The 18495-nt window shown below is 46.5% G+C and carries 28 protein-coding genes and 1 pseudogene; 11 read left to right on the top strand and 18 right to left on the bottom strand.

The genetic code is table 11. The features are described from left to right. Positions 1-308: 308 nt before the first annotated feature. The 7 genes from metK (at position 309) to ruvX (ending at position 5933) form a co-directional block, all read left to right on the top strand. A complete protein-coding gene (gene metK / locus BLO31_RS08370; RefSeq protein WP_070964530.1) occupies positions 309-1463 on the top strand; it encodes a methionine adenosyltransferase in 1155 nt (384 codons plus the stop codon). 279 nt (positions 1464-1742) lie between these two features. After that, complete coding sequence (locus BLO31_RS08375) at positions 1743-2543, top strand: DUF2189 domain-containing protein (protein ID WP_070964534.1); 801 nt, start codon at positions 1743-1745, stop codon at positions 2541-2543. Between the two features lie 29 nt (positions 2544-2572). Then, positions 2573-3109 carry a SprT family zinc-dependent metalloprotease gene (locus tag BLO31_RS08380; protein WP_070964657.1) on the top strand — a complete coding sequence of 179 codons (537 nt, stop codon included), beginning with the start codon at positions 2573-2575 and terminating at the stop codon, positions 3107-3109. A gap of 85 nt (positions 3110-3194) precedes the next feature. Then, positions 3195-3926: a 16S rRNA (uracil(1498)-N(3))-methyltransferase gene (gene rsmE, locus BLO31_RS08385; RefSeq protein ID WP_070964537.1), complete on the top strand. Its 732-nt coding sequence runs from the start codon at positions 3195-3197 to the stop codon at positions 3924-3926. Between the two features lie 13 nt (positions 3927-3939). After that, positions 3940-4890, top strand: a complete 951-nt coding sequence (gene gshB, locus BLO31_RS08390; RefSeq protein WP_070964541.1) for a glutathione synthase — start codon at positions 3940-3942, stop codon at positions 4888-4890. Between the two features lie 33 nt (positions 4891-4923). Beyond that, positions 4924-5487: a YqgE/AlgH family protein gene (locus tag BLO31_RS08395; protein WP_070964545.1), complete on the top strand. Its 564-nt coding sequence runs from the start codon at positions 4924-4926 to the stop codon at positions 5485-5487. A 23-nt stretch (positions 5488-5510) separates the two neighbouring features. Continuing rightward, positions 5511-5933 (top strand): Holliday junction resolvase RuvX, encoded by a 423-nt coding sequence (gene ruvX, locus BLO31_RS08400; RefSeq protein WP_139158967.1) that lies wholly within the window; start codon positions 5511-5513, stop codon positions 5931-5933. Between the two features lie 32 nt (positions 5934-5965). On the opposite strand, the gene BLO31_RS08405 is transcribed toward ruvX, so the two are convergent. Both BLO31_RS08405 and BLO31_RS08410 read right to left on the bottom strand, forming a co-directional pair. Beyond that, the gene (locus BLO31_RS08405; RefSeq protein ID WP_070964553.1) at positions 5966-7072 is read right to left on the bottom strand and encodes a PilT/PilU family type 4a pilus ATPase; all 1107 of its coding nucleotides are present in this window, start codon (positions 7070-7072) and stop codon (positions 5966-5968) included. 12 nt (positions 7073-7084) lie between these two features. Then, positions 7085-8122, bottom strand: coding sequence for a type IV pilus twitching motility protein PilT (locus tag BLO31_RS08410; RefSeq protein WP_070964556.1), 1038 nt, complete (start codon positions 8120-8122; stop codon positions 7085-7087). Between the two features lie 23 nt (positions 8123-8145). On the opposite strand from BLO31_RS08410, the gene BLO31_RS08415 reads away from it, so the two are divergent. From BLO31_RS08415 to yggU, 4 genes and pseudogenes are all read left to right on the top strand, one after another. Beyond that, positions 8146-8853, top strand: coding sequence for a YggS family pyridoxal phosphate-dependent enzyme (locus tag BLO31_RS08415; protein ID WP_070964559.1), 708 nt, complete (start codon positions 8146-8148; stop codon positions 8851-8853). A 28-nt stretch (positions 8854-8881) separates the two neighbouring features. After that, positions 8882-9699, top strand: a pseudogene (proC, locus tag BLO31_RS08420) (pyrroline-5-carboxylate reductase). 39 nt (positions 9700-9738) lie between these two features. Then, positions 9739-10296: a YggT family protein gene (locus tag BLO31_RS08425; protein WP_070964562.1), complete on the top strand. Its 558-nt coding sequence runs from the start codon at positions 9739-9741 to the stop codon at positions 10294-10296. Beyond that, entirely contained in the window at positions 10296-10586 is a 291-nt protein-coding gene (yggU, locus tag BLO31_RS08430) for a DUF167 family protein YggU (protein ID WP_070964566.1), read from the top strand. Before BLO31_RS08425 ends, yggU begins: the two co-directional genes overlap by 1 nt. A gap of 213 nt (positions 10587-10799) precedes the next feature. Here the strand turns inward: yggU and BLO31_RS08435 are convergent, their stop codons facing one another. From BLO31_RS08435 to BLO31_RS08505, 16 genes are all read right to left on the bottom strand, one after another. Next, positions 10800-11210, bottom strand: a complete 411-nt coding sequence (locus tag BLO31_RS08435; RefSeq protein ID WP_070964571.1) for a hypothetical protein — start codon at positions 11208-11210, stop codon at positions 10800-10802. Continuing rightward, on the bottom strand, positions 11207-11695 hold the full coding sequence (locus BLO31_RS08440) for a structural protein P5 (protein WP_245688438.1): 489 nt from the start codon (positions 11693-11695) through the stop codon (positions 11207-11209). Before BLO31_RS08440 ends, BLO31_RS08435 begins: the two co-directional genes overlap by 4 nt. Positions 11696-11715: 20 nt before the next feature. Then, positions 11716-12306 (bottom strand): hypothetical protein, encoded by a 591-nt coding sequence (locus BLO31_RS08445; protein ID WP_070964575.1) that lies wholly within the window; start codon positions 12304-12306, stop codon positions 11716-11718. Then, on the bottom strand, positions 12300-12947 hold the full coding sequence (locus BLO31_RS08450) for a hypothetical protein (protein ID WP_070964579.1): 648 nt from the start codon (positions 12945-12947) through the stop codon (positions 12300-12302). The genes BLO31_RS08445 and BLO31_RS08450 overlap by 7 nt, the downstream gene beginning before the upstream one ends. Continuing rightward, positions 12944-13633, bottom strand: coding sequence for a hypothetical protein (locus BLO31_RS08455; protein WP_070964582.1), 690 nt, complete (start codon positions 13631-13633; stop codon positions 12944-12946). The genes BLO31_RS08450 and BLO31_RS08455 overlap by 4 nt, the downstream gene beginning before the upstream one ends. Further along, on the bottom strand, positions 13634-14167 hold the full coding sequence (locus BLO31_RS08460) for a hypothetical protein (protein WP_070964586.1): 534 nt from the start codon (positions 14165-14167) through the stop codon (positions 13634-13636). After that, positions 14154-14540 (bottom strand): hypothetical protein, encoded by a 387-nt coding sequence (locus BLO31_RS08465; protein WP_070964589.1) that lies wholly within the window; start codon positions 14538-14540, stop codon positions 14154-14156. Before BLO31_RS08465 ends, BLO31_RS08460 begins: the two co-directional genes overlap by 14 nt. After that, complete coding sequence (locus BLO31_RS08470; RefSeq protein WP_070964593.1) at positions 14528-14734, bottom strand: hypothetical protein; 207 nt, start codon at positions 14732-14734, stop codon at positions 14528-14530. Before BLO31_RS08470 ends, BLO31_RS08465 begins: the two co-directional genes overlap by 13 nt. Further along, on the bottom strand, positions 14731-14898 hold the full coding sequence (locus BLO31_RS23765) for a hypothetical protein (protein ID WP_175443188.1): 168 nt from the start codon (positions 14896-14898) through the stop codon (positions 14731-14733). The genes BLO31_RS08470 and BLO31_RS23765 overlap by 4 nt, the downstream gene beginning before the upstream one ends. A gap of 9 nt (positions 14899-14907) precedes the next feature. Next, positions 14908-15189 carry a hypothetical protein gene (locus tag BLO31_RS08475; RefSeq protein WP_070964597.1) on the bottom strand — a complete coding sequence of 94 codons (282 nt, stop codon included), beginning with the start codon at positions 15187-15189 and terminating at the stop codon, positions 14908-14910. A 14-nt stretch (positions 15190-15203) separates the two neighbouring features. Beyond that, positions 15204-16097 (bottom strand): major capsid protein P2, encoded by an 894-nt coding sequence (locus tag BLO31_RS08480; protein ID WP_070964601.1) that lies wholly within the window; start codon positions 16095-16097, stop codon positions 15204-15206. A gap of 52 nt (positions 16098-16149) precedes the next feature. Next, positions 16150-16338 (bottom strand): hypothetical protein, encoded by a 189-nt coding sequence (locus tag BLO31_RS08485; RefSeq protein ID WP_070964604.1) that lies wholly within the window; start codon positions 16336-16338, stop codon positions 16150-16152. Positions 16339-16478: 140 nt separating this feature from the next. After that, entirely contained in the window at positions 16479-17132 is a 654-nt protein-coding gene (locus BLO31_RS08490) for a hypothetical protein (protein ID WP_175443189.1), read from the bottom strand. Continuing rightward, positions 17116-17580, bottom strand: coding sequence for a hypothetical protein (locus BLO31_RS08495; protein WP_070964611.1), 465 nt, complete (start codon positions 17578-17580; stop codon positions 17116-17118). The genes BLO31_RS08490 and BLO31_RS08495 overlap by 17 nt, the downstream gene beginning before the upstream one ends. Beyond that, positions 17573-18205, bottom strand: coding sequence for a hypothetical protein (locus BLO31_RS08500; protein ID WP_070964614.1), 633 nt, complete (start codon positions 18203-18205; stop codon positions 17573-17575). The genes BLO31_RS08495 and BLO31_RS08500 overlap by 8 nt, the downstream gene beginning before the upstream one ends. After that, positions 18198-18458, bottom strand: a complete 261-nt coding sequence (locus tag BLO31_RS08505; RefSeq protein ID WP_070964617.1) for a hypothetical protein — start codon at positions 18456-18458, stop codon at positions 18198-18200. The genes BLO31_RS08500 and BLO31_RS08505 overlap by 8 nt, the downstream gene beginning before the upstream one ends. Between the last annotated feature and the right edge of the window lie 37 nt (positions 18459-18495).

The raw sequence follows: 18495 nt of genomic DNA on the forward strand, positions 1-18495 counted from the left end.
AAGACATGTCTGCTCCTGAGTGCAAATTAAGCGGATTAATTAAGGTTTTAGAATCGCTATTGTCGCAAAGCCTATTCTCGGGTGCAATCGATTTACTGTATTGATTTTCACCACAGTGGTAGCGATCACTCCAAACAATACCGTTAACTGCCAAATAAAGTGAACATTATGTTTGGCATCTAGATAAACAAAAAACTTGTTTTTCAATTTTTAACTCATAAAATAGACGTCTAGATGTAGATACACCTATAATTTAATCAATCCTATTAAGGTGTAATCTCAATTTAACTAAATTAAACGGAGCTAACATGGCCAAGCACCTGTTCACTTCTGAGTCTGTATCAGAAGGTCATCCAGATAAAATCGCCGATCAGATTTCTGATGCGGTACTAGATGCAATCCTCGAACAAGATCCTAAAGCACGTGTAGCTTGTGAAACTTACGTTAAGACCGGCATGGTTATGGTCGGCGGTGAAATCACAACTTCAGCTTGGGTTGATATTGAAGAGCTGACACGTAAAACCGTTCGTGACATTGGTTATGTTCACTCTGATATGGGTTTTGATGCTGACTCTTGTGCAGTTCTAAACACTATCGGTAAGCAGTCTCCAGATATCAACCAAGGTGTTGATAAGGCCGATCCAAAAGAACAAGGTGCTGGTGACCAAGGTATCATGTTTGGTTATGCAACTAACGAAACAGACGTTCTAATGCCAGCTCCGATCACTTACTCTCACCGTTTGGTTGAGCGTCAAGCTGAAGTACGCAAAAATGGTACGCTTGATTGGTTGCGTCCTGATGCAAAATCACAGGTTACCTTCCAGTACGACCAAGGCAAAATCGTTGGCATCGATGCAGTTGTGCTATCAACTCAGCACTGCGATAGCATTTCAACTCCTGACCTGCGTGAAGCAGTGATGGAAGAGATCATCAAGCCAGTACTACCTTCTGAATGGATCAACAAAGAAACTAACTTCTTTATCAACCCGACAGGCCGTTTTGTAATCGGTGGTCCTATGGGTGACTGTGGCCTAACTGGTCGTAAGATCATTGTAGATACATACGGTGGCGCAGCTCGTCACGGTGGTGGCGCATTCTCAGGTAAAGATCCTTCTAAAGTAGACCGCAGTGCAGCATACGCAGCTCGTTACGTAGCGAAAAACATTGTTGCTGCTGGCTTAGCAGATCGTTGTGAAATTCAACTTTCTTACGCTATCGGTGTTGCTGATCCAACCTCTATCATGGTTGAAACCTTTGGTACTGAAAAAGTATCACACGAAGTCATTGTTGAAGCAGTACGCCAAAACTTCGATCTTCGTCCATACGGCCTTCAAGAGATGCTGAACCTTCTTCAGCCAATCTATCAGAAGACGGCAGCATACGGTCACTTTGGCCGTGAAGAGTTCCCTTGGGAAGCGACAAACAAAGCCGCACTACTTCGCGATTTTGCTGGCCTAAAGTAATAGCTAGCTAACTGAACACCAAAACCCTGCTTTAGAGCAGGGTTTTTCTTTTCCAGAACCCCTTAAGCCCAAAGCACACTTTTTATTACCACTCTGCTAGTAGCACTTTATCTTCCCGATTATTTGTAATTCTTGTTATTTACGTCAATAGTTAAAAATATGTTAACGAAGCACATGCTGCATTTTTTTATGTTGTTTGGCAAGGATGTTCGTTAGCTCAAGCAACGACACATATGTCGATACTCTCAGTTAACGTTCCACATCGGACAAGGAGGAGTTATGCCTCGTACTGTAGACCCTTCCGACTTTAAGGGCAAAGACAAGCACAAGGTCTCTGACAAAGAGTACGCCAGAACTATCCCGTGTAATCAACTCAGTGTTTCAGCCCCTTTTCACTGGCTGTCACTCGGTTTACATGACTTTATTAGAATGCCAATTATTAGTGGCTTTTACGGTTTGTGTTTTATGGCTGCAGCAGTTGGTATTGTGCTGCTGGTTCAATGGCAAGGAACACACCTCGTAGTGATGCCTAGCCTAGTCGTATTTATGCTCATTGGGCCATTTCTTGCGCTTGGCCTCTACGATGCCAGTTGGGAGCGAGAAAAAGGTCACGATGCTTCTCTTTTACACTCGATGCGAGCAATAGGAAGAAACTCCACATCTCAGTGGGCTTTTGCCGTTTTGCTCGCTGTCGCTATGATCTTCTGGATGAGAATTGCAGCTCTACTGCATGCTCTATATCCTTCAGTACAAGGGGCGCCACTGACAGATTTTCTGCCCTTTTTAGTTATTGGAACCGGAGTAGGTTTTGTTCTTGCCTGCTTTGTCTTTAGTATCTCCGCATTTTCGATTCCTCTGATGATGGAACGGCGGGTAGATATGATGACGGCAGTTTTCTCCAGTTTTAACGCGGTCAAATCCAATATTCCCGCCATGATCGTTTGGGCGGCAATTATAGCAGGGGGGATCCTAATTGGTTTTGCCACTTATGGTATCGGTATGCTCTTTACTATGCCGATCTTAGGGTATGGTACTTGGCACGCCTATCACGCCACTATCAAGAAAAAACACCACACATAATGTTTTGTTCTAGATATATGGTTGATAAAATGCTCGATACTCGGGGCATTTTTTATGGAGTTATCTTGATAGGAGAAGAGTTGTTGGAGCAAGTACAGCTTCAAATTGAAACTTGTATCAAAGCAGCGCAACGTTATTACGACACTCACTTCCCTCTTCCGACAGTCAGCTTTAAGTTAAGAGGAAAAAGCGCCGGAAAAGCCTATTTACAACTTTGGGAAATTCGCTTGAATCCGACTTTGATGGTCGAGAACCGAACCGCTTTTATGAACCAAGTTATTCCACATGAAATAGCCCACTTAGTCACCCATCGCTTATTTGGAAAAGTTCGTCCTCATGGCAAAGAGTGGCAATCGGTAATGAAAGAGTGTTTCGGTCTAAAACCAGAAACGACTCACCAGTTTTCTATAGCCTCCGTTCAAGGTAAGACCTTTGAATATCGATGCCAATGTACGACTTATCCGCTCACTATACGAAGACACAACAAAGTACAGCGCCAAAGTGCTATTTATCGATGTCGAAGCTGCAACCAGCCACTTTTATTTACCGGCGTTGAACTGAGTTAAGTTATATCAAGCAACAAACCTTGTTTTTTCACCCTTTAGCATCCATGTTAAAGTTTGACTTACTTATTCAAGAATCAACTAGATAATGCGAATCCCACGAATCTATCACCCAATTCTTATCACCCAAGTTGGTGAAACCGCCTTAAGTGAAGAAGCGTCAGGCCACGTTGGTCGCGTGTTAAGAATGAAGCAAGGTCAAGAACTCATTCTCTTCGATGGGAGCGGAAAAGAATTCCCTGCAACTATCAGCGAAGTGACAAAAAAGAGTGTGTCGGTGAATGTTAGCCAAGGGGTAGAAAAAAGTAGCGAATCACCCCTTAACTTACACCTGGGACAAGTCATTTCCCGTGGTGAAAAAATGGAGTTCACCATTCAGAAGTCCGTAGAGTTGGGTGTTGACACCATCACTCCGCTTATTTCAGAACGCTGTGGCGTCAAACTGGATCAAAAGCGATTCGAGAAAAAACTCGCACAGTGGCAAAAAGTGGCGATTAGTGCATGCGAGCAAAGTGGTCGCAACTGTATCCCAGATATTCGTCCTATTATGCAGTTGGAGGAGTGGTGTAAAGAGCAAGATGAGAGTCTTAAGTTAAACCTGCACCCAAGAGCAAAGTACTCGATCAACACTCTGCCAACACCAGTTGAAAAAGTCAGATTACTCGTGGGTCCCGAAGGTGGATTATCCGAGCAAGAAATTGCAATGACACGCGATTACGATTTTGAAGAAATACTGCTAGGTCCACGTGTATTGCGCACGGAAACTGCGGCACTTACTACGATTACAGCCCTTCAAGTCCGCTTCGGCGACTTAGGTTAAACGGAGAATAAAAATGCTCAAACTTGGCATCGTGATGGACCCAATTAGCGCCATCAACATTAAGAAAGACTCCAGCTTTGCGATGATGCTGGAGGCGCAACGCCGTGGATACGAAATTCACTACATGGAAATGCAGGATCTTCACTTAGACAAAGGTACGGCTGTAGCAGATACCAAGATCGTATCCGTCAAAGAAGATCCAAACGGCTGGTATGAATTTCAGTCTGAGCAAACTATTGAGCTATCCGAGCTAGATGCCGTATTGATGCGCAAAGATCCTCCGTTCGATACAGAGTTTATTTATGCCACATATATCCTTGAGCGCGCAGAAGAAAAAGGCACGCTAATTGTTAACAAGCCCCAGAGTTTGAGGGACTGCAACGAAAAACTCTTTACCGCTTGGTTCCCGGAACTGACTCCTACTACGATTGTGACGCGCAAAGCCAGTCGGATTAAATCTTTCCGTGATGAGCACGGTGATGTCATCCTCAAGCCACTCGATGGAATGGGCGGTGCGTCTATCTTCCGCGTAAAAGAAAACGATCCTAACGTATCCGTTATTATCGAAACTCTTACCAACCACGGCCAGAACTACGCCATGGCACAAACATTTGTCCCTGATATATCAAATGGCGACAAAAGAATTCTGGTTGTCGATGGTGAGCCAATGCCATACTGCTTAGCCCGAATTCCAGCCAAGGGTGAAACTCGTGGAAACCTTGCAGCCGGAGGTACGGGTGAGGCAAGACCATTAAGTGACACAGATAAGAAGATAGCTGAAGCTGTAGCGCCTACACTTAAAGAAAAAGGACTGATATTTGTAGGACTAGACGTTATTGGCGACAAACTGACAGAAATAAACGTGACCAGCCCAACCTGTATTCGCGAAATAGAAGCGGCTTTTGATGTCTCGATTACAGGTAAGCTGATGGATGCAATTGAACGACGTGTTAACGCTGATTAGTTGTCATCCCACTGATAAATTATTGGAGTCGTTATGAATTTGACCAACCACTTTCTGGTCGCTATGCCAGGTATGAAAGACCCCTACTTCAAACGCAGTGTCATTTATGTTTGCGAACACAACAATGAAGGCGCTATGGGTTTAATGATTAACGCTCCAATTGATATTACGGTCGGCAAAATGCTTAAACAGGTGGATGTGCAACCCGTACATCCACAACTGCATACTGACAGCTTGGAAAAGCCCGTTCTCAATGGTGGTCCTGTCTCAGAGGATAGAGGATTTATTCTCCACCAGCCGAAAGACAGCTACGAATCCAGTATTCAAATGACAGAACAAATATCAGTGACAACCTCCAAAGATATTCTCAGTGTTTTAGGAACTGATGCTGAACCAAACAGTTACTTAGTTGCTCTTGGTTACTCGGGTTGGGAAGCTGGACAACTTGAAACTGAACTGGCTGAAAATTCATGGCTCACCATAGAGGCCGATCCCGACGTGATTTTTAATACACCGATAGCAGAAAGGTGGCGCAAAGCCGTACAGATGTTAGGGATTGATGCTGCCCAACTTTCTAGCGATATTGGCCACGCGTAAATCATATCAATCAGGTTAACTCAATGAACTCTAGAACCATAATGGCCTTTGACTTTGGTACCAAAAGCATTGGCTCTGCCATTGGGCAGGAAATCACGGGTACTGCATCACCATTAAAGGCATTCAAAGCTCAAGATGGCATCCCGAACTGGAATTTAATCGAAGCCCAGATTAAAGAGTGGCAACCTAACTTACTTGTCGTCGGGCTACCCACCGACCTTCACGGTAAAGACCTAGAGAACATCACCCCAAGAGCGAAAAAGTTTGCCAATAGACTTCACGGACGATTTGGTCTGCCAGTAGAACTACACGATGAGAGACTCTCTACCACTGAGGCACGCGCTGATCTATTTGAAAGGGGCGGCTACAAAGCGCTAAGTAAAGGCAATGTCGATTGCCAGTCTGCCGTTGTCATTCTAGAGAGTTGGTTTGAAGCCCAGTACTGAAAAAACGGCTCTCAGAGCCGTTTCTTTTCCCCTCAACCCATATCGATTTTCACACCAGATAAAGAACTAGTCGACACATCAGGCCCACTCTCACTTTGAAGCAGCATCCTAAGATCGTTCGCCGAATCAGCGCTATGCATCGCCTCTTGCTGGGAAATTTTCCCCTCTTTCACAAGGTGGTACAAAGCTTGGTCGAAAGTCTGCATACCAGATTGATTAGACTTAGCCATGGTTGCTTTTAACTCGTGAAGTTCACCTCGACGAATTAAATCTGCCACCCTTGGGGTATTGAGTAGAACTTCAAATACCCCGTGTCGCCCTTTTCCATCGACATCAACCACCAACTGCTGAGCAATAATCCCCTTCAAGTTCAGAGATAAATCAAACAAAAACTGATCTTTCTGTTCTTTGGGTACCAGGTGCAGAATTCGCTCCAGCGCTTGGTTGGCGTTATTGGCGTGTAATGTAGCCATACAGAGGTGACCCGTTTCTGCAAATGTCATCGCATACTGCATAGTTTCTCGACTGCGAATTTCACCGATCAGAATCATATCTGGAGCTTGACGCAAAGAGTTTTTTAACGCTACTTCAAAGCTCTCGGTGTCCAGTCCTACTTCCCGTTGAGTAACAATACACCCCTGATGCGGATGTACAAATTCAATGGGGTCTTCAACCGTTAAAATGTGCCCACTTGAGTGACGGTTTCTATAGCCTGTCATAGCCGCCATAGAAGTAGATTTTCCCGACCCCGTAGCCCCTACCACCAACACCAAACCGCGCTTGGCGATAGAAAGGTCTTTTAATACCTCTGGAAGCTTCAGCTCTTCAAAGCTGGGAATTGAGGTCTCAATACGCCTGATTACCGCACCAGGGCACTCTCTTTGTACAAAAGCAGAAACTCGAAAGCGGCCGTACTCCCTTACCAAAGCAAAGTTCGATTCCAAAGTATCTTGAAACTCATGCTGCTTTTCCTCGCTCATCGCCTGATGTAAAAGAGAAGTGACCTCTTTGCTAGAAAGTGTATCTTGATACGCTTGAAGCTTTCCATCGACACGAAAGTGAATGGGAGCATCAACTGTAAGATAGAGATCCGATGCTTTAAGTCGGATCATTTCTTGTAAAACAGCATCTAGAGACATCAAAGGTTCCTCTTACAATACGCCTGAATCAAACTCAATTTTCTTGGCAACTTCAGCGCTGTCCACTAAACCTTGTGCGATAAGCTGTTTGGCTTTTTGCTCCATAGTCTGCATACCATGAGCCGCTCCTGTTTGAATCACGGTGTTCATCTGCGCAACTTTATCTTCTCGGATCAAGTTGCGGATCGCAGGTGTTGCCATCATTATCTCGTGGCAAGCTACGCGTCCACCACCAATGCGTTTCAGTAACTTCTGTGCAATTACTGCTCGCAAGGACTCTGAAAGCATGGAACGCACCATATCTTTATCATTCCCAGGAAAGACATCAATGATTCGGTCAATCGTCTTTGCCGCCGAACTAGTGTGCAGCGTACCAAACACTAGGTGGCCCGTTTCCGCAGCGGTCAAAGCCAAGCTAATCGTCTCTTGATCCCTTAGCTCACCGACTAAAATAACGTCCGGATCTTCTCGTAAGGCACTGCGCAGCGCGTGGCTAAAACCAAGAGTATCGCGGTGAACCTCCCGTTGGTTTACCAAACACTTGTCGTTGTCGTGAACAAACTCAATAGGATCTTCGATTGTGAGAATATGCTTATTGTGATTTTTGTTGATGTAATTCACCATCGCAGCCAACGTTGTTGACTTACCTGATCCAGTTGGGCCAGTCACTAACACTAAGCCTTTTTCCATATTGGATATTTGTGAGAATATTTCAGGCGCGTCCAGCTCTTCTAAAGTAGGCACTGTAGTTGGAATGGTACGAAATACCGCAGCACAACCTCTCGCCTGATTAAACGCATTTACCCTAAATCTACCTACATCCGGTAACTCAAAAGAGAAGTCGACTTCAAGCTTCTCCTCGAATTCGCTGCGCTGGCCATCCGTCATTACGTCAAAGATCAACCGATGAACGTCTGCATGACTCAAAGCCGGTACACCAAGCTTTCTTACTTCGCCATCAATCCTTACCATAGGAGAAACTCCAGCAGAAAGATGTAGATCTGAAGCATTATGCTTTACACTAAAATCCAGTAACTCAGCGATATCCATTTATTTTCCTTACTAAAGTAGCTATGAGTAGTATTCAACAAAACATTGAACATATCACCTCACAAATAGAGGCCGCTCAACAAAAGTGTGGACGAGCTCCAGACTCGGTGCAACTTCTGGCCGTGAGTAAAACAAAACCTAACCAAGCCATCTTAGACGCAGCACAAAGCGGACAATTGGCCTTTGGGGAAAACTACGTCCAAGAAGGGGTAACAAAGGTTCAATTTTTTAACCAAAACCACCCTGAGCTTGATATCGAGTGGCACTTTATTGGTCCTATTCAATCTAACAAAACTCGTCATGTTGCCGAGCATTTTGATTGGGTTCACACCATAGACAGAGCCAAAACCGCACAACGTCTCAATGATCAAAGACCGGATCATATGCCAGCACTTAAAGTGCTTATTCAAGTCAATACCAGCGGAGAAGATTCAAAATCTGGGATCAATGATGAAGATATATTTGCCTTAGCGGAGTTGATTTCGTCCTTGCCCAACCTCACTTTAAGAGGGTTGATGTCAATCCCGGCCAATGTGACAGATTACCAATCGCAACTTGATGCTTTTCAATCTCTAGCCAAGTTACAAAAAGTGTTATCTGACAAATACCCCGACGTCGACACCTTATCAATGGGCATGAGTGGTGATATGGAAGCCGCCATTGAAGCTGGCAGTACTATGGTAAGAATAGGGACGGCTATCTTTGGTGCCCGTGATTACAGCAAAAAATAACAACAATACTGATTAGGATAAGAAAAAAATGGAACACAAAAGAATTGCCTTTATTGGCGCTGGAAATATGGCCCGTTCAATTATCGCAGGATTAACCGCTAGTGGTTATCCTGCAGATTTGATTACTGCCACCGATCCTAATCAGAGTCAACGCGATACTCTGTCTCACACATACGGAATTAAGACACAAGAAGATAACTCGCAAGCCGCTACCCATGCAGATGTCATTGTGTTAGCGGTTAAACCACAGCTAATGGAAGTGGTTGGCGAAGGGCTAAAAAATATAGACTTCACTCACAAGCTCGTGATCTCAATTGCCGCCGGTATCAGTGCGGCCAGATTAAATGAGATGCTTGGCGCCACACTTAATTTAGTCAGAGTGATGCCAAATACTCCAGCACTTGTGGGCCGAGGCATGAGCGGTTTATACGCTCCGACTCATGTGACTCAGCAAGATAAAGACTTTTCCGCAGGATTAATGGCTGCGGTTGGCAGAGTGTGCTGGGTAGAAGAAGAGTCTGGTATTAATAATGTCATTGCCGCCGCAGGCAGCGCTCCAGCTTATTTCTTCCTATTTATGGAAGCCATGCAAGCAGAAGCTATCGCACAAGGTTTCGATAAAGATACGGCGCGATTACTGGTTGAACAATCCGCCTTGGTGCCGCAGAAATGGTCGTGGCGAATCAAGACACCGAGTTATCAACACTGCGAGAACAGGTGACTTCAAAAGGTGGAACAACGGCAGAAGCACTGAGAACCTTTAACGAGCACCAACTTTCCGATATTGTATCCAAAGCGATGCAAGCAGCCGTCGTTCGCGCTGAAGAAATGGAAAAACAGTTTTAAGTTGGGACTTACTCCCGTTTATCAAATGAAGGCAACTTTATGAACTCAATGACTTTCCTACTTTCCACCTTATTTGATTTGTACATCATGGTGGTACTGTTGAGAATCTGGTTACAAGCAGCAAGAGCGGATTTCTACAATCCATTTTCTCAATTTGTTGTTAAGGCGACTCAACCTGTTGTCGCCCCCTTAAGACGAGTTATACCCTCTATTGGAAGCCTAGATTTGGCCACCATACTGTTCGCTTACGTACTGTGTGTACTTAAGTTTGTGTCACTAAACCTTGTCGCTTCTGGTGGTTCTGTGGGGTTTGATAGTGCCTTTCTTCTGATCGGTTTCCTATCGCTAATCAAAGCAGCGGGCAAACTTCTATTTTGGGTACTGCTGCTACGTGCGATCTTAAGTTGGGTGAGCCAAGGTCGAAGCCCAATTGAATACGTGTTCCACCAACTCACTGAGCCAATGTTAGCCCCGGTTCGAAAAATTCTTCCAGCAATGGGCGGCTTTGACCTAAGCGTATTGGTACTCTTCATTGCTCTTCAATTTATCAACTTCTTAGTTGGTGATTTAATTGGACCAATTTGGTTTCAGCTATAATGACAAAAGCGGCTTGGAGAGAAAACGAAGACTTTGTACTACGGCTTTATATTCAGCCTAAAGCAAGCCGCGACCAAATTATTGGATTACACGGTGATGAGATAAAAATCGCCATCACCGCTCCTCCTGTTGATGGAAAGGCAAACGGACATTTAACCAAATACCTTGCCAAGCAATTTAAAGTAGCGAAAAGCCGAATAAAAATAGAAAAAGGTGAGCTGGGCCGGCACAAGCAACTCAGGATATTATCACCACAAAACGTTCCACCGGAAATCGAAGCCATCCTATGATGGCCTTGTAATGCATGCAACCAATTGTTTTAATTAGCATTAAGCAAAACGATGACCACAAAAAGACCACACAAATAAAAAGCCCGCTTCGTGCGGGCTTTCCTTATGCGCTGCCTTTGGTCTCTAAAATCGTAACACGAGTGTGTAACTTGAAGAGTCCCACTAGGATTAAAATCGTGTTGCCATCTAAACCAAGTGCTTGAATCACTTCCATCAAATACCCCGCTTAACCAACAACCGATAAACCAGCGATTTAAACCCTAGCGTGTAAGTAAACACGGCTGCTACTGCGTATTGGTACCACTGAGGCATGTTATCTAGTGCATTCATCGCCGCCTGTACGTGAACTTGTACCGACTCAATCGGCATAAATGACGCTAACAACGGCGTGAGGGTCACTAGCACCACAAAATCATCTAACCAGCCAATTTGCTTAAGCGTGATTGCGTCTAAGTCTGCCATTGAAGCCTCACCTGCCGCTAAGTTGGACTCGCGCTGTTGATTTTCGGCGCGCTTAGCCTTTACCGCTTCACGCTTTTCTAAGCTTTTAGCTTTCTTTTCTTCACTGCTCATTTGGAAGAAGGATTTAACCAGTGAAAACCCTGCAACTACTGCACTAATCATACGACCACAATCCCTGCCATTTTAGAACCTAAACGCACCACTTCCATATCAAGATATTTGCCGTTTTCGTGCTTAATCATGTGATATAGCAGCTCTGGAATATCTAGCTCTTGGATGGGTTCGTAAGGGCTTACCCCTAATTTGTGAGCAACATGCTCGGCATAAGCATTTGTGTTGTTTTCCACACTTGGTGCCCATCGGCTGATAATGCCGTAAACCGTGCGTAGTCCGTGACGGTTCATGTAATTTCGCACCAGCTTGGCCGCGGCTCTAACGCCATACTCCATCGACGAGAAGCGAGCAAAGCGCGGATTTGACACACCTTTTTCAATCCCCACTTGCCCGTCCCAATCATTGGCTTTGTTGTAATCAATATTGAGCGGGTTGTTATTGCGAAACCCGCGAGGCTGAGTAACTTTTGTCATCATCATTCCTACTACTAGTAAAAGGAGTGCGACTGTCAGCACTAATTGCTTTGGTTTCATCGTCAATCACACTCTGTTGTTTAAGTAAAATCTGCGCTTGGCAGTTCAGTAACGAGCGCTGCTCGCGCCTTGTCGCGGTTGTCCATCACTTCGCGGGGTATGGCTTTGCCCGTTTCAATTTTTCGTGTGACATAAAAATCCGTAGCTCTTAGATAAATCAGCGCTTTTTCCTGTACCGTGGGAATGTACGGCTCAGGCTCTGGCTCTTCTTGCTGCACAACGACTGGCGCGGGTTCGTCTTCATGGTCAAAAGGCATCACGAGCCATTGCTTATCGATACGGGTCAGATAGTGCGTAGCCGCATCAAACTCTGGCGGCTTGTCAAAAATCGCCCACTCAGGAAAAGCGCCATCAGGCTGCTCTAAAAGAAATTCTTGTCCGCTTTGGCTGTAAAATGGCTTAAGTCGGTTATCTTCGCGCTCAACCCATTTTTTGCCGTCAAACTTGGCGGTTTTAGTTGGGGTTGATGGAGTGTAAAGCGTTTCGGTGTACTCTTTACCAAGCGCTGTCCCCTCGGATACAAATTCCTGTTTGTTCCCTGCCCACCAACCATCTGGACCAATAGTGGAAACGTGCAGCGTGACGTCTTGTGATTGAATTTTGTTTAGCATTTCTTCACCACCCAATTAACTAAAAGTGCGTCTATCGTGTTGCGCGATTGCCCCACGAGGTCAGAATGCGCGCCGTGCGCGTGCGCCCCCATATCGATAAAGTGGCTATGGTTGCCACTATGATTAGTGTGTCGATTGGTCGAGTAAAACGTGCCTGTACCCTGCACGGAGTTGTTCCCCGATGCGGAATGCAGGGACGTGCCTGTGTTGTAACTATGGTTATGATTGCCCGTGGTGTTGGTGTGCTTGCGTCCTAAGTTGGCCGCGTGCACGTGTACGGGGTGGTTATGGCTTTTGATTTGCCCGGTCACCATCTGCAATACGCGCTCAGCCCCTGTCGGCATCACCAAACCCCGACCACGGGCGTCTGGCAAATGCGCGCCGTAAATCTCCGCCAGCTTTGGATAAAGAACAGCGTCAATAGCCTGTCCTTTGAGGATTAACTCATCACTTTGCGGGATTTCAGTCGAACACGGGCGCGGATACCAAGGCGGTAAAATCCCCACGCTCAACTCTTCAAACAGTGTCTTGACGGCCAATTCAGAAGCGGCGACATCTTTGCGGCTCCCGTTAATTGAATCACTCAGCGCGATTTGCTCTGGAAACTCAATTTTAATTGGTGGCGGGATAATCACGCTCATGCGGTCACCTCGCTGACATACAACTTGCAGTTGTTAGGAATCAACACCTCAAGCTCTGCCCCGTTCGACAAAATAAACCCTTCGGCGGGGCGAAGCTCATAGCCGCGATTCGCCACACCACCGAGCCAAATCGACGCCTGATTGTCGTCACCCGCTTTGATAATGAGTTCTTTGCGCTTGGTGTTGCCCGTAATGCGCCCTGTTGCGGTCATGGTTTCATGCGGTACATAGCGAAGGTTTGGTTTTGACTCTTCCACCACATGCACCTTTTGCACGCTAGGCAATATCAGAGGGTTTTCCACCTTTACGGGCAAAACAGCAGGGAAGTTAGCCAGCTCAGCCACCACCTTTTGATTGTCCGGCAATGAGACAGGCTGACGACCCTTGAAGGCCACCAAAAAGTCACTAACCGACAAGTCCGCGCTAATGGCTAGCTTTGAACCATCAACACCCGCAGCAAACGGAATGTCAGAGGTAAGAATTTCAATCTCTTCCACGCTCGATAGGTTGGTAACGCGCAACTTGGTAAAATCACTCTCCATATCAAACACGTAGCCGCGCGGAGCTTCTATCGCCTTGTCATCGACAACAATACCGACCAGCTCACCCTGCTTAAGCATTAGGTAGCGCCCTACCGCTTGCAGGTCTTGTGTTTGATTTTGACGGAGACGGGTACTAACTAGCATCTAGCTCACCTTTTGATTGAATAGAATTAACAGCACAATGAGCATTGCGGCCATGGCGAAGTAGAGATATTTTTGATTTTCCAATACCTCGGACGCGCCGCCCGAATTATCATTGCGAATCGTTTTCTGGATACCATCAAGCAATTTGTAGTTATTGCTTGCTTGTGTACCTTGCAGCCCCGCCAACGCATCCAAAGAACGATTGTTTTGCGCTTGAAACTTGTCGAGCGCCGCATTGACCAGATTTTGATTCATTTCGAACGCATCACTGGTGACGTTTCCGTATTGGTCAAACGCCTCTTCAATGACATTTTCATTTGAGTTCAGCGCCGCGCGGGCTAAGTCTGAGTTGGCATCAATAGCGCCTTGTGTCACCCCTTCGGCTAAGTCGATAGCGCCGTCAACACTGTCAAACGCTTCGTCGGCAATGCCACTCGCAAAATCAAAACTATCTCTGATTGCGCCGCCGTCTAAGACGTTATTAATGTTGGTTGTGGTGGTACTACTTGCTTGAGAACTACTAGAACGACTCATTCAGCACCCCCAAGTCCACCCGATACGCCCCCTCGGCAAAGCCTTCACCCTCAATCGGTTTTGGCTGAAATCGACGCCAATAACGCACAATGCCGCGCTCGTCTTCTGCCACATGAAAGCGCATGGTTTTGGCTCCGGCGCGCTTGGCAATCTGCAAAATGGTGTTTACGTGAGTTCTAATACCCGTCCCCAACGTTGCCATCCAGACCAGCTCGCGACCTTCGGAGCGGATGACAATGTAGAGCGAACCAAAGCGCCACAATTCGCCTAATGTGGTGAGTTCGTTGACAATGGTGGGGGTAAACCCCGCCTTTTCAAATTTCGCCGCTAAGGCATCTGTCCAGCTCAGTTTTTGCGGAATTACTTTAGCCATAACGCCCCCAAAATAAGCATCACTGCCAGCAGCGCATACGTTGTGTAATTACTGCCCGTTGAGCCTTGATTGTTGTTAAAAGTGACATGACCACCACTGCCGCCACCCATGAAATCGCCATTTTGTGCCGAGGATTTGCCACCCGAAATGCCACCTGCGCCACCCGTTACACTGCCGCCAATACTCGGTATCATTTCAGCCACCCTTTACGCCAAGCGATAAACAAGCCCACTAACACCACGACAATTAGCAGATAAGGTGGGCGACCTTCTTCGCCGCCCGTTACAGCTTCCACTGTTTCCTTTGTCCACCAAGCGCCGCCCACACCACCAATTAAAAAAGGAAGTAATAACGGCATAGTTCCCCCTTACTTAAACAGCAGCACTAAGACCACTAAGAGCGCTAGCCCCGCAAACATGTACATTTGCGTTTGCTGCTTTCCGGCCTCTCGCTCTCTTTCGCGGTCTAGGCGGTTTTGCTCGGCAATTCGCACCTGTTGCGACACGGTCGCGTTTTCATTGGCGGCGCGCGTTGCTTCGGCCTCTGCTTCTCGATGGCTGTAGTAAGACTTTGTGCCGTCCACAAGGTCACTTGCTAGCTCGCTTAAGCCGTCCGTAAACCCGTCCCACCAGTTTGACTCTTGAGACATAGATTCCCCCTTAGTTACTCTGGAAGGCGCTCAACTTCGATAAAGTCGTTAAACACGTCAATCGTGCCCGTCGTACGCTTATCAATGACTAGCTTTAGGCTTTCCTTTGCTACCGGAATGAAAGATTGCTCATTGGCGAAACCGCAACTTACAAAGTCAATCCATACACCTTTAGCGGGCGCGTTCATTTCGCCATAACGCCCTAGAGCAAATTTGATGTCTTCCACATCTTGCTCCCAAATAAGCTCTTTATCGCGGCGAATAGAGACGCGTGTAATGTCGTCGTTTTCGCACTCAAGCAACATTGAACGAAGGCGCACGTTTGCCCCCACTAGCGGGAACTCGTGACGCTGCTCCCCCGTTTGTGTGTGGTTAATTGACGTTTGCGTGTAACGCTGCTGGAAATAGCGTTCATTTTGATAATCCACTACGCGCGCCTTTCCAGAAAACTCTGGGATATCAGGGTCGCCCGCTTCTTTTGCGTTAACGCCCACTTTGAGCATTAAATGCTCACCCGCTTGGTGAACCAGTTCACCACGACGAATGCCCGCCAGTGTTCGCAGCGTCTCGTCTGCAAACGGAATGATTAGACGCGTTTTGGTGGCACCTTTAACGCCTTTTGCCTCTACTGGTAGGCCTTTTTTGGTGTCGCGTTTATGGAAGAAATCCGCATCCACACCAATGATTTCTTTGTTGTTGCGCTCTAGCGACACACGCCCTAAACGCTCAATCGGCAAATCGGTTACCACTTCGATAGATGCAAAAGCGTTTAACTCTTTAATTTCCAAGATTGCGTGTTTGCCATATGGTGAACCCGAACGAAACGGATCCAAGTCCATTGGACGCACGCTAAACGCACCTTTGCCCGCCGCGATTACCGCCGCCTGTTGTCCTGTTGAAATAGCCATTAATTTTCTGCTCTCAAACCAGTTAAAAGAAACGCTTTAAACGCTTGTGCGCTTAAAGCAAACCTGTATCTAAACCGAGCGCTTTGCGCGGCTTTTCAAGTGCGTCAACGTTTGCAAGCGCATACATAACGATGAGCATCATCACCACCGCCACTGCAACTAACATCCATTGCTTTTTTGTAATACCAAACATATTTTCTAACCCTTTACTCACAAATAAATTGAATGCAATTTGAATCATTCATACCCCGCCATGATTGGCTTCTGCGCTTTTTAGATAACCACGGCTGGACGGGTGAAAAAAGACCAAAAAAAAACCTATAGGCTTGTGACCTATAGGTTTGTTTAGCGTCTAATTTGTGATTTGGTTAACGCACTTTTTTAACCCCTTGCACCCGGTAATTTGCCATAAATGGCGGGCTTGCCCGTTTCCTTGAAATAGTAGTGCCAGCCTTTTAAGTCTTTAATGTCTTGGATGGGTACATCAATTTGCTTGCTCCACCACTCTGCCTCTGAAGAATTATCTACTTTGCCTATCCATTTAAAGCGCGATAGGTTGGTCACCACTTTGGGTACATCTTGTGGACGCTGAAACAGCGCGTGCATGACTAAACCAAACTGACGACCACCGCGCCACAACTCACCCACACGGCCATCAATCGCCCTTGGCGTCACCGAGGCGGCAAGTTCTTCAACAACAACGTGCAATTCCTTAGTGCCGTCTGCCAGTTGCCAGACAATCTCTGCAAGAAGCTCCAGCTCTTTCTTGCCGTAGACACTACAAAGGGAGACCACAAACGGCTTTTTCTGGTGCATCAGCTTATGTAGGGTGATTGCGAACTCTTTCAAGGAATAGGTTTTGATAACGCTTTTGCGCCCAAGTTTGTGGTGGGCGTTGTACGGGTCATAAATGGCGATGCGATTAGCCTTGCGAAGCACCGCAGACTTTTGGATGGCGGTAGTTTTACCGCCGCCCGTGGTTGCAGAGTAAAGCGTGTGCTTGGCTTCTAGCTCCCTACTATTTATTGCCATCATCACCCCCTTGCTCAGTTGACTCTTCTTGCGCCTCTGGCTTGGGTTTGCGCCTCAGTTCGCGCACCGACATCCACATTGAGAACGCCAAAAGGGCCAGCGCAAACAGGGCTTGCCCTTCTTCCTTGTACTCACCAAGTAAAGCCACAATACCGCCGTCATACTTGTTTAAAACAGGCGTAAAGTTACTCACAATAACGGCTTTTTTCTTATCGGGTATGGCGTAATCGTCATTGATGAAGCTTTTAAATCCCGCCTCTATCATTTCAATCATCCACTCGGCGGTCATTTCCCCTTTGGCTCCTGAAAAATCCTGTTGTGGCTCTTCTTGGGGCGGCACTTCCTCTTCTGTTGGCTGACTAGGCTCTATCGCTTCAAGGTCACTAAGCAAATCATCGCTAAAATCAAGGCCGCTCAGGTTAATATCTTGCTCTAACACTGCCTCAGTCATTGGCTTTCACCTCTTCTTGAGTGTCATGGTTGGGCGCTTTACGCTTGCGATGCCTAATGAGCAAATAGCCGCCGAGCGAGGCAAGCAGCAACAAAGCAAGCAACACAACGAGCCACACCCCGCCGCCGCTCTCCCTTGACTTTTTGACTTCCTCTTCTTTGCTGACGACCTGTTGAGTATCGTTATCAATGGTCACTGATTTTGCTTCGCTGGCCTCTTCTGTCGCCCGCTCGTTAGATGCGCTGCCCGCTGACTCTTGCGGTGCATCGCTTTCGCTAAGCAACTGACCACTAAAAGAATCAAGGCTATCTGCTTCAACCAAGCCGTGCATTTTTGCCTCATACAGAGCGGGATTTTCCGGCCATTTGTTTGCTGTAATCTGCTCTTTCTCGGCGCTGACGTCCACGCCGTAACGCTCGGCGTAGGCGTCCAGCGTGGGCACATAATGCTCTATTATGTGCGCTTTGGTTGTACTGGCTTGAATGGTTTTGTTGCACCCACCGCAAGAGAGATAAGGCGTATTGGCGCGCCTTCCTCCATCGGGAAAGTGAACTACCGCCAAGGTCCCGCATTCAGGACAAGGCGCATAACCCGCAATGGCTTTGTTGGTGGACACCTTAAGCATTGGCTTTTTCCTCCATCTTAACGGCCACCTTTTCGACCACACTTCGCAATGTCGCGCTTAAGTCTTGATACTCGGCTAAGTCTTCAAATAGACCACTCGGCAAACCGAGCTCGCCAAGGTCAAAGCTACCACCGCTAAACACTTTCATTATGGACATGGGATTAAACCCGCCTTGTCCTTTTAAGTTTTCAAATGCCTGTTGAATGTTAGTTTCTAGCTCTTTATGGCGCGCCGTTACTTGCTTTAAATTCATAATAAAATCCTCTGTCTCTCGACGTTAGTTAATAAGG

This window comes from Vibrio sonorensis, from assembly GCF_001854765.1.
Taxonomy (GTDB): Bacteria; Pseudomonadota; Gammaproteobacteria; order Enterobacterales; family Vibrionaceae; genus Vibrio; species Vibrio sonorensis.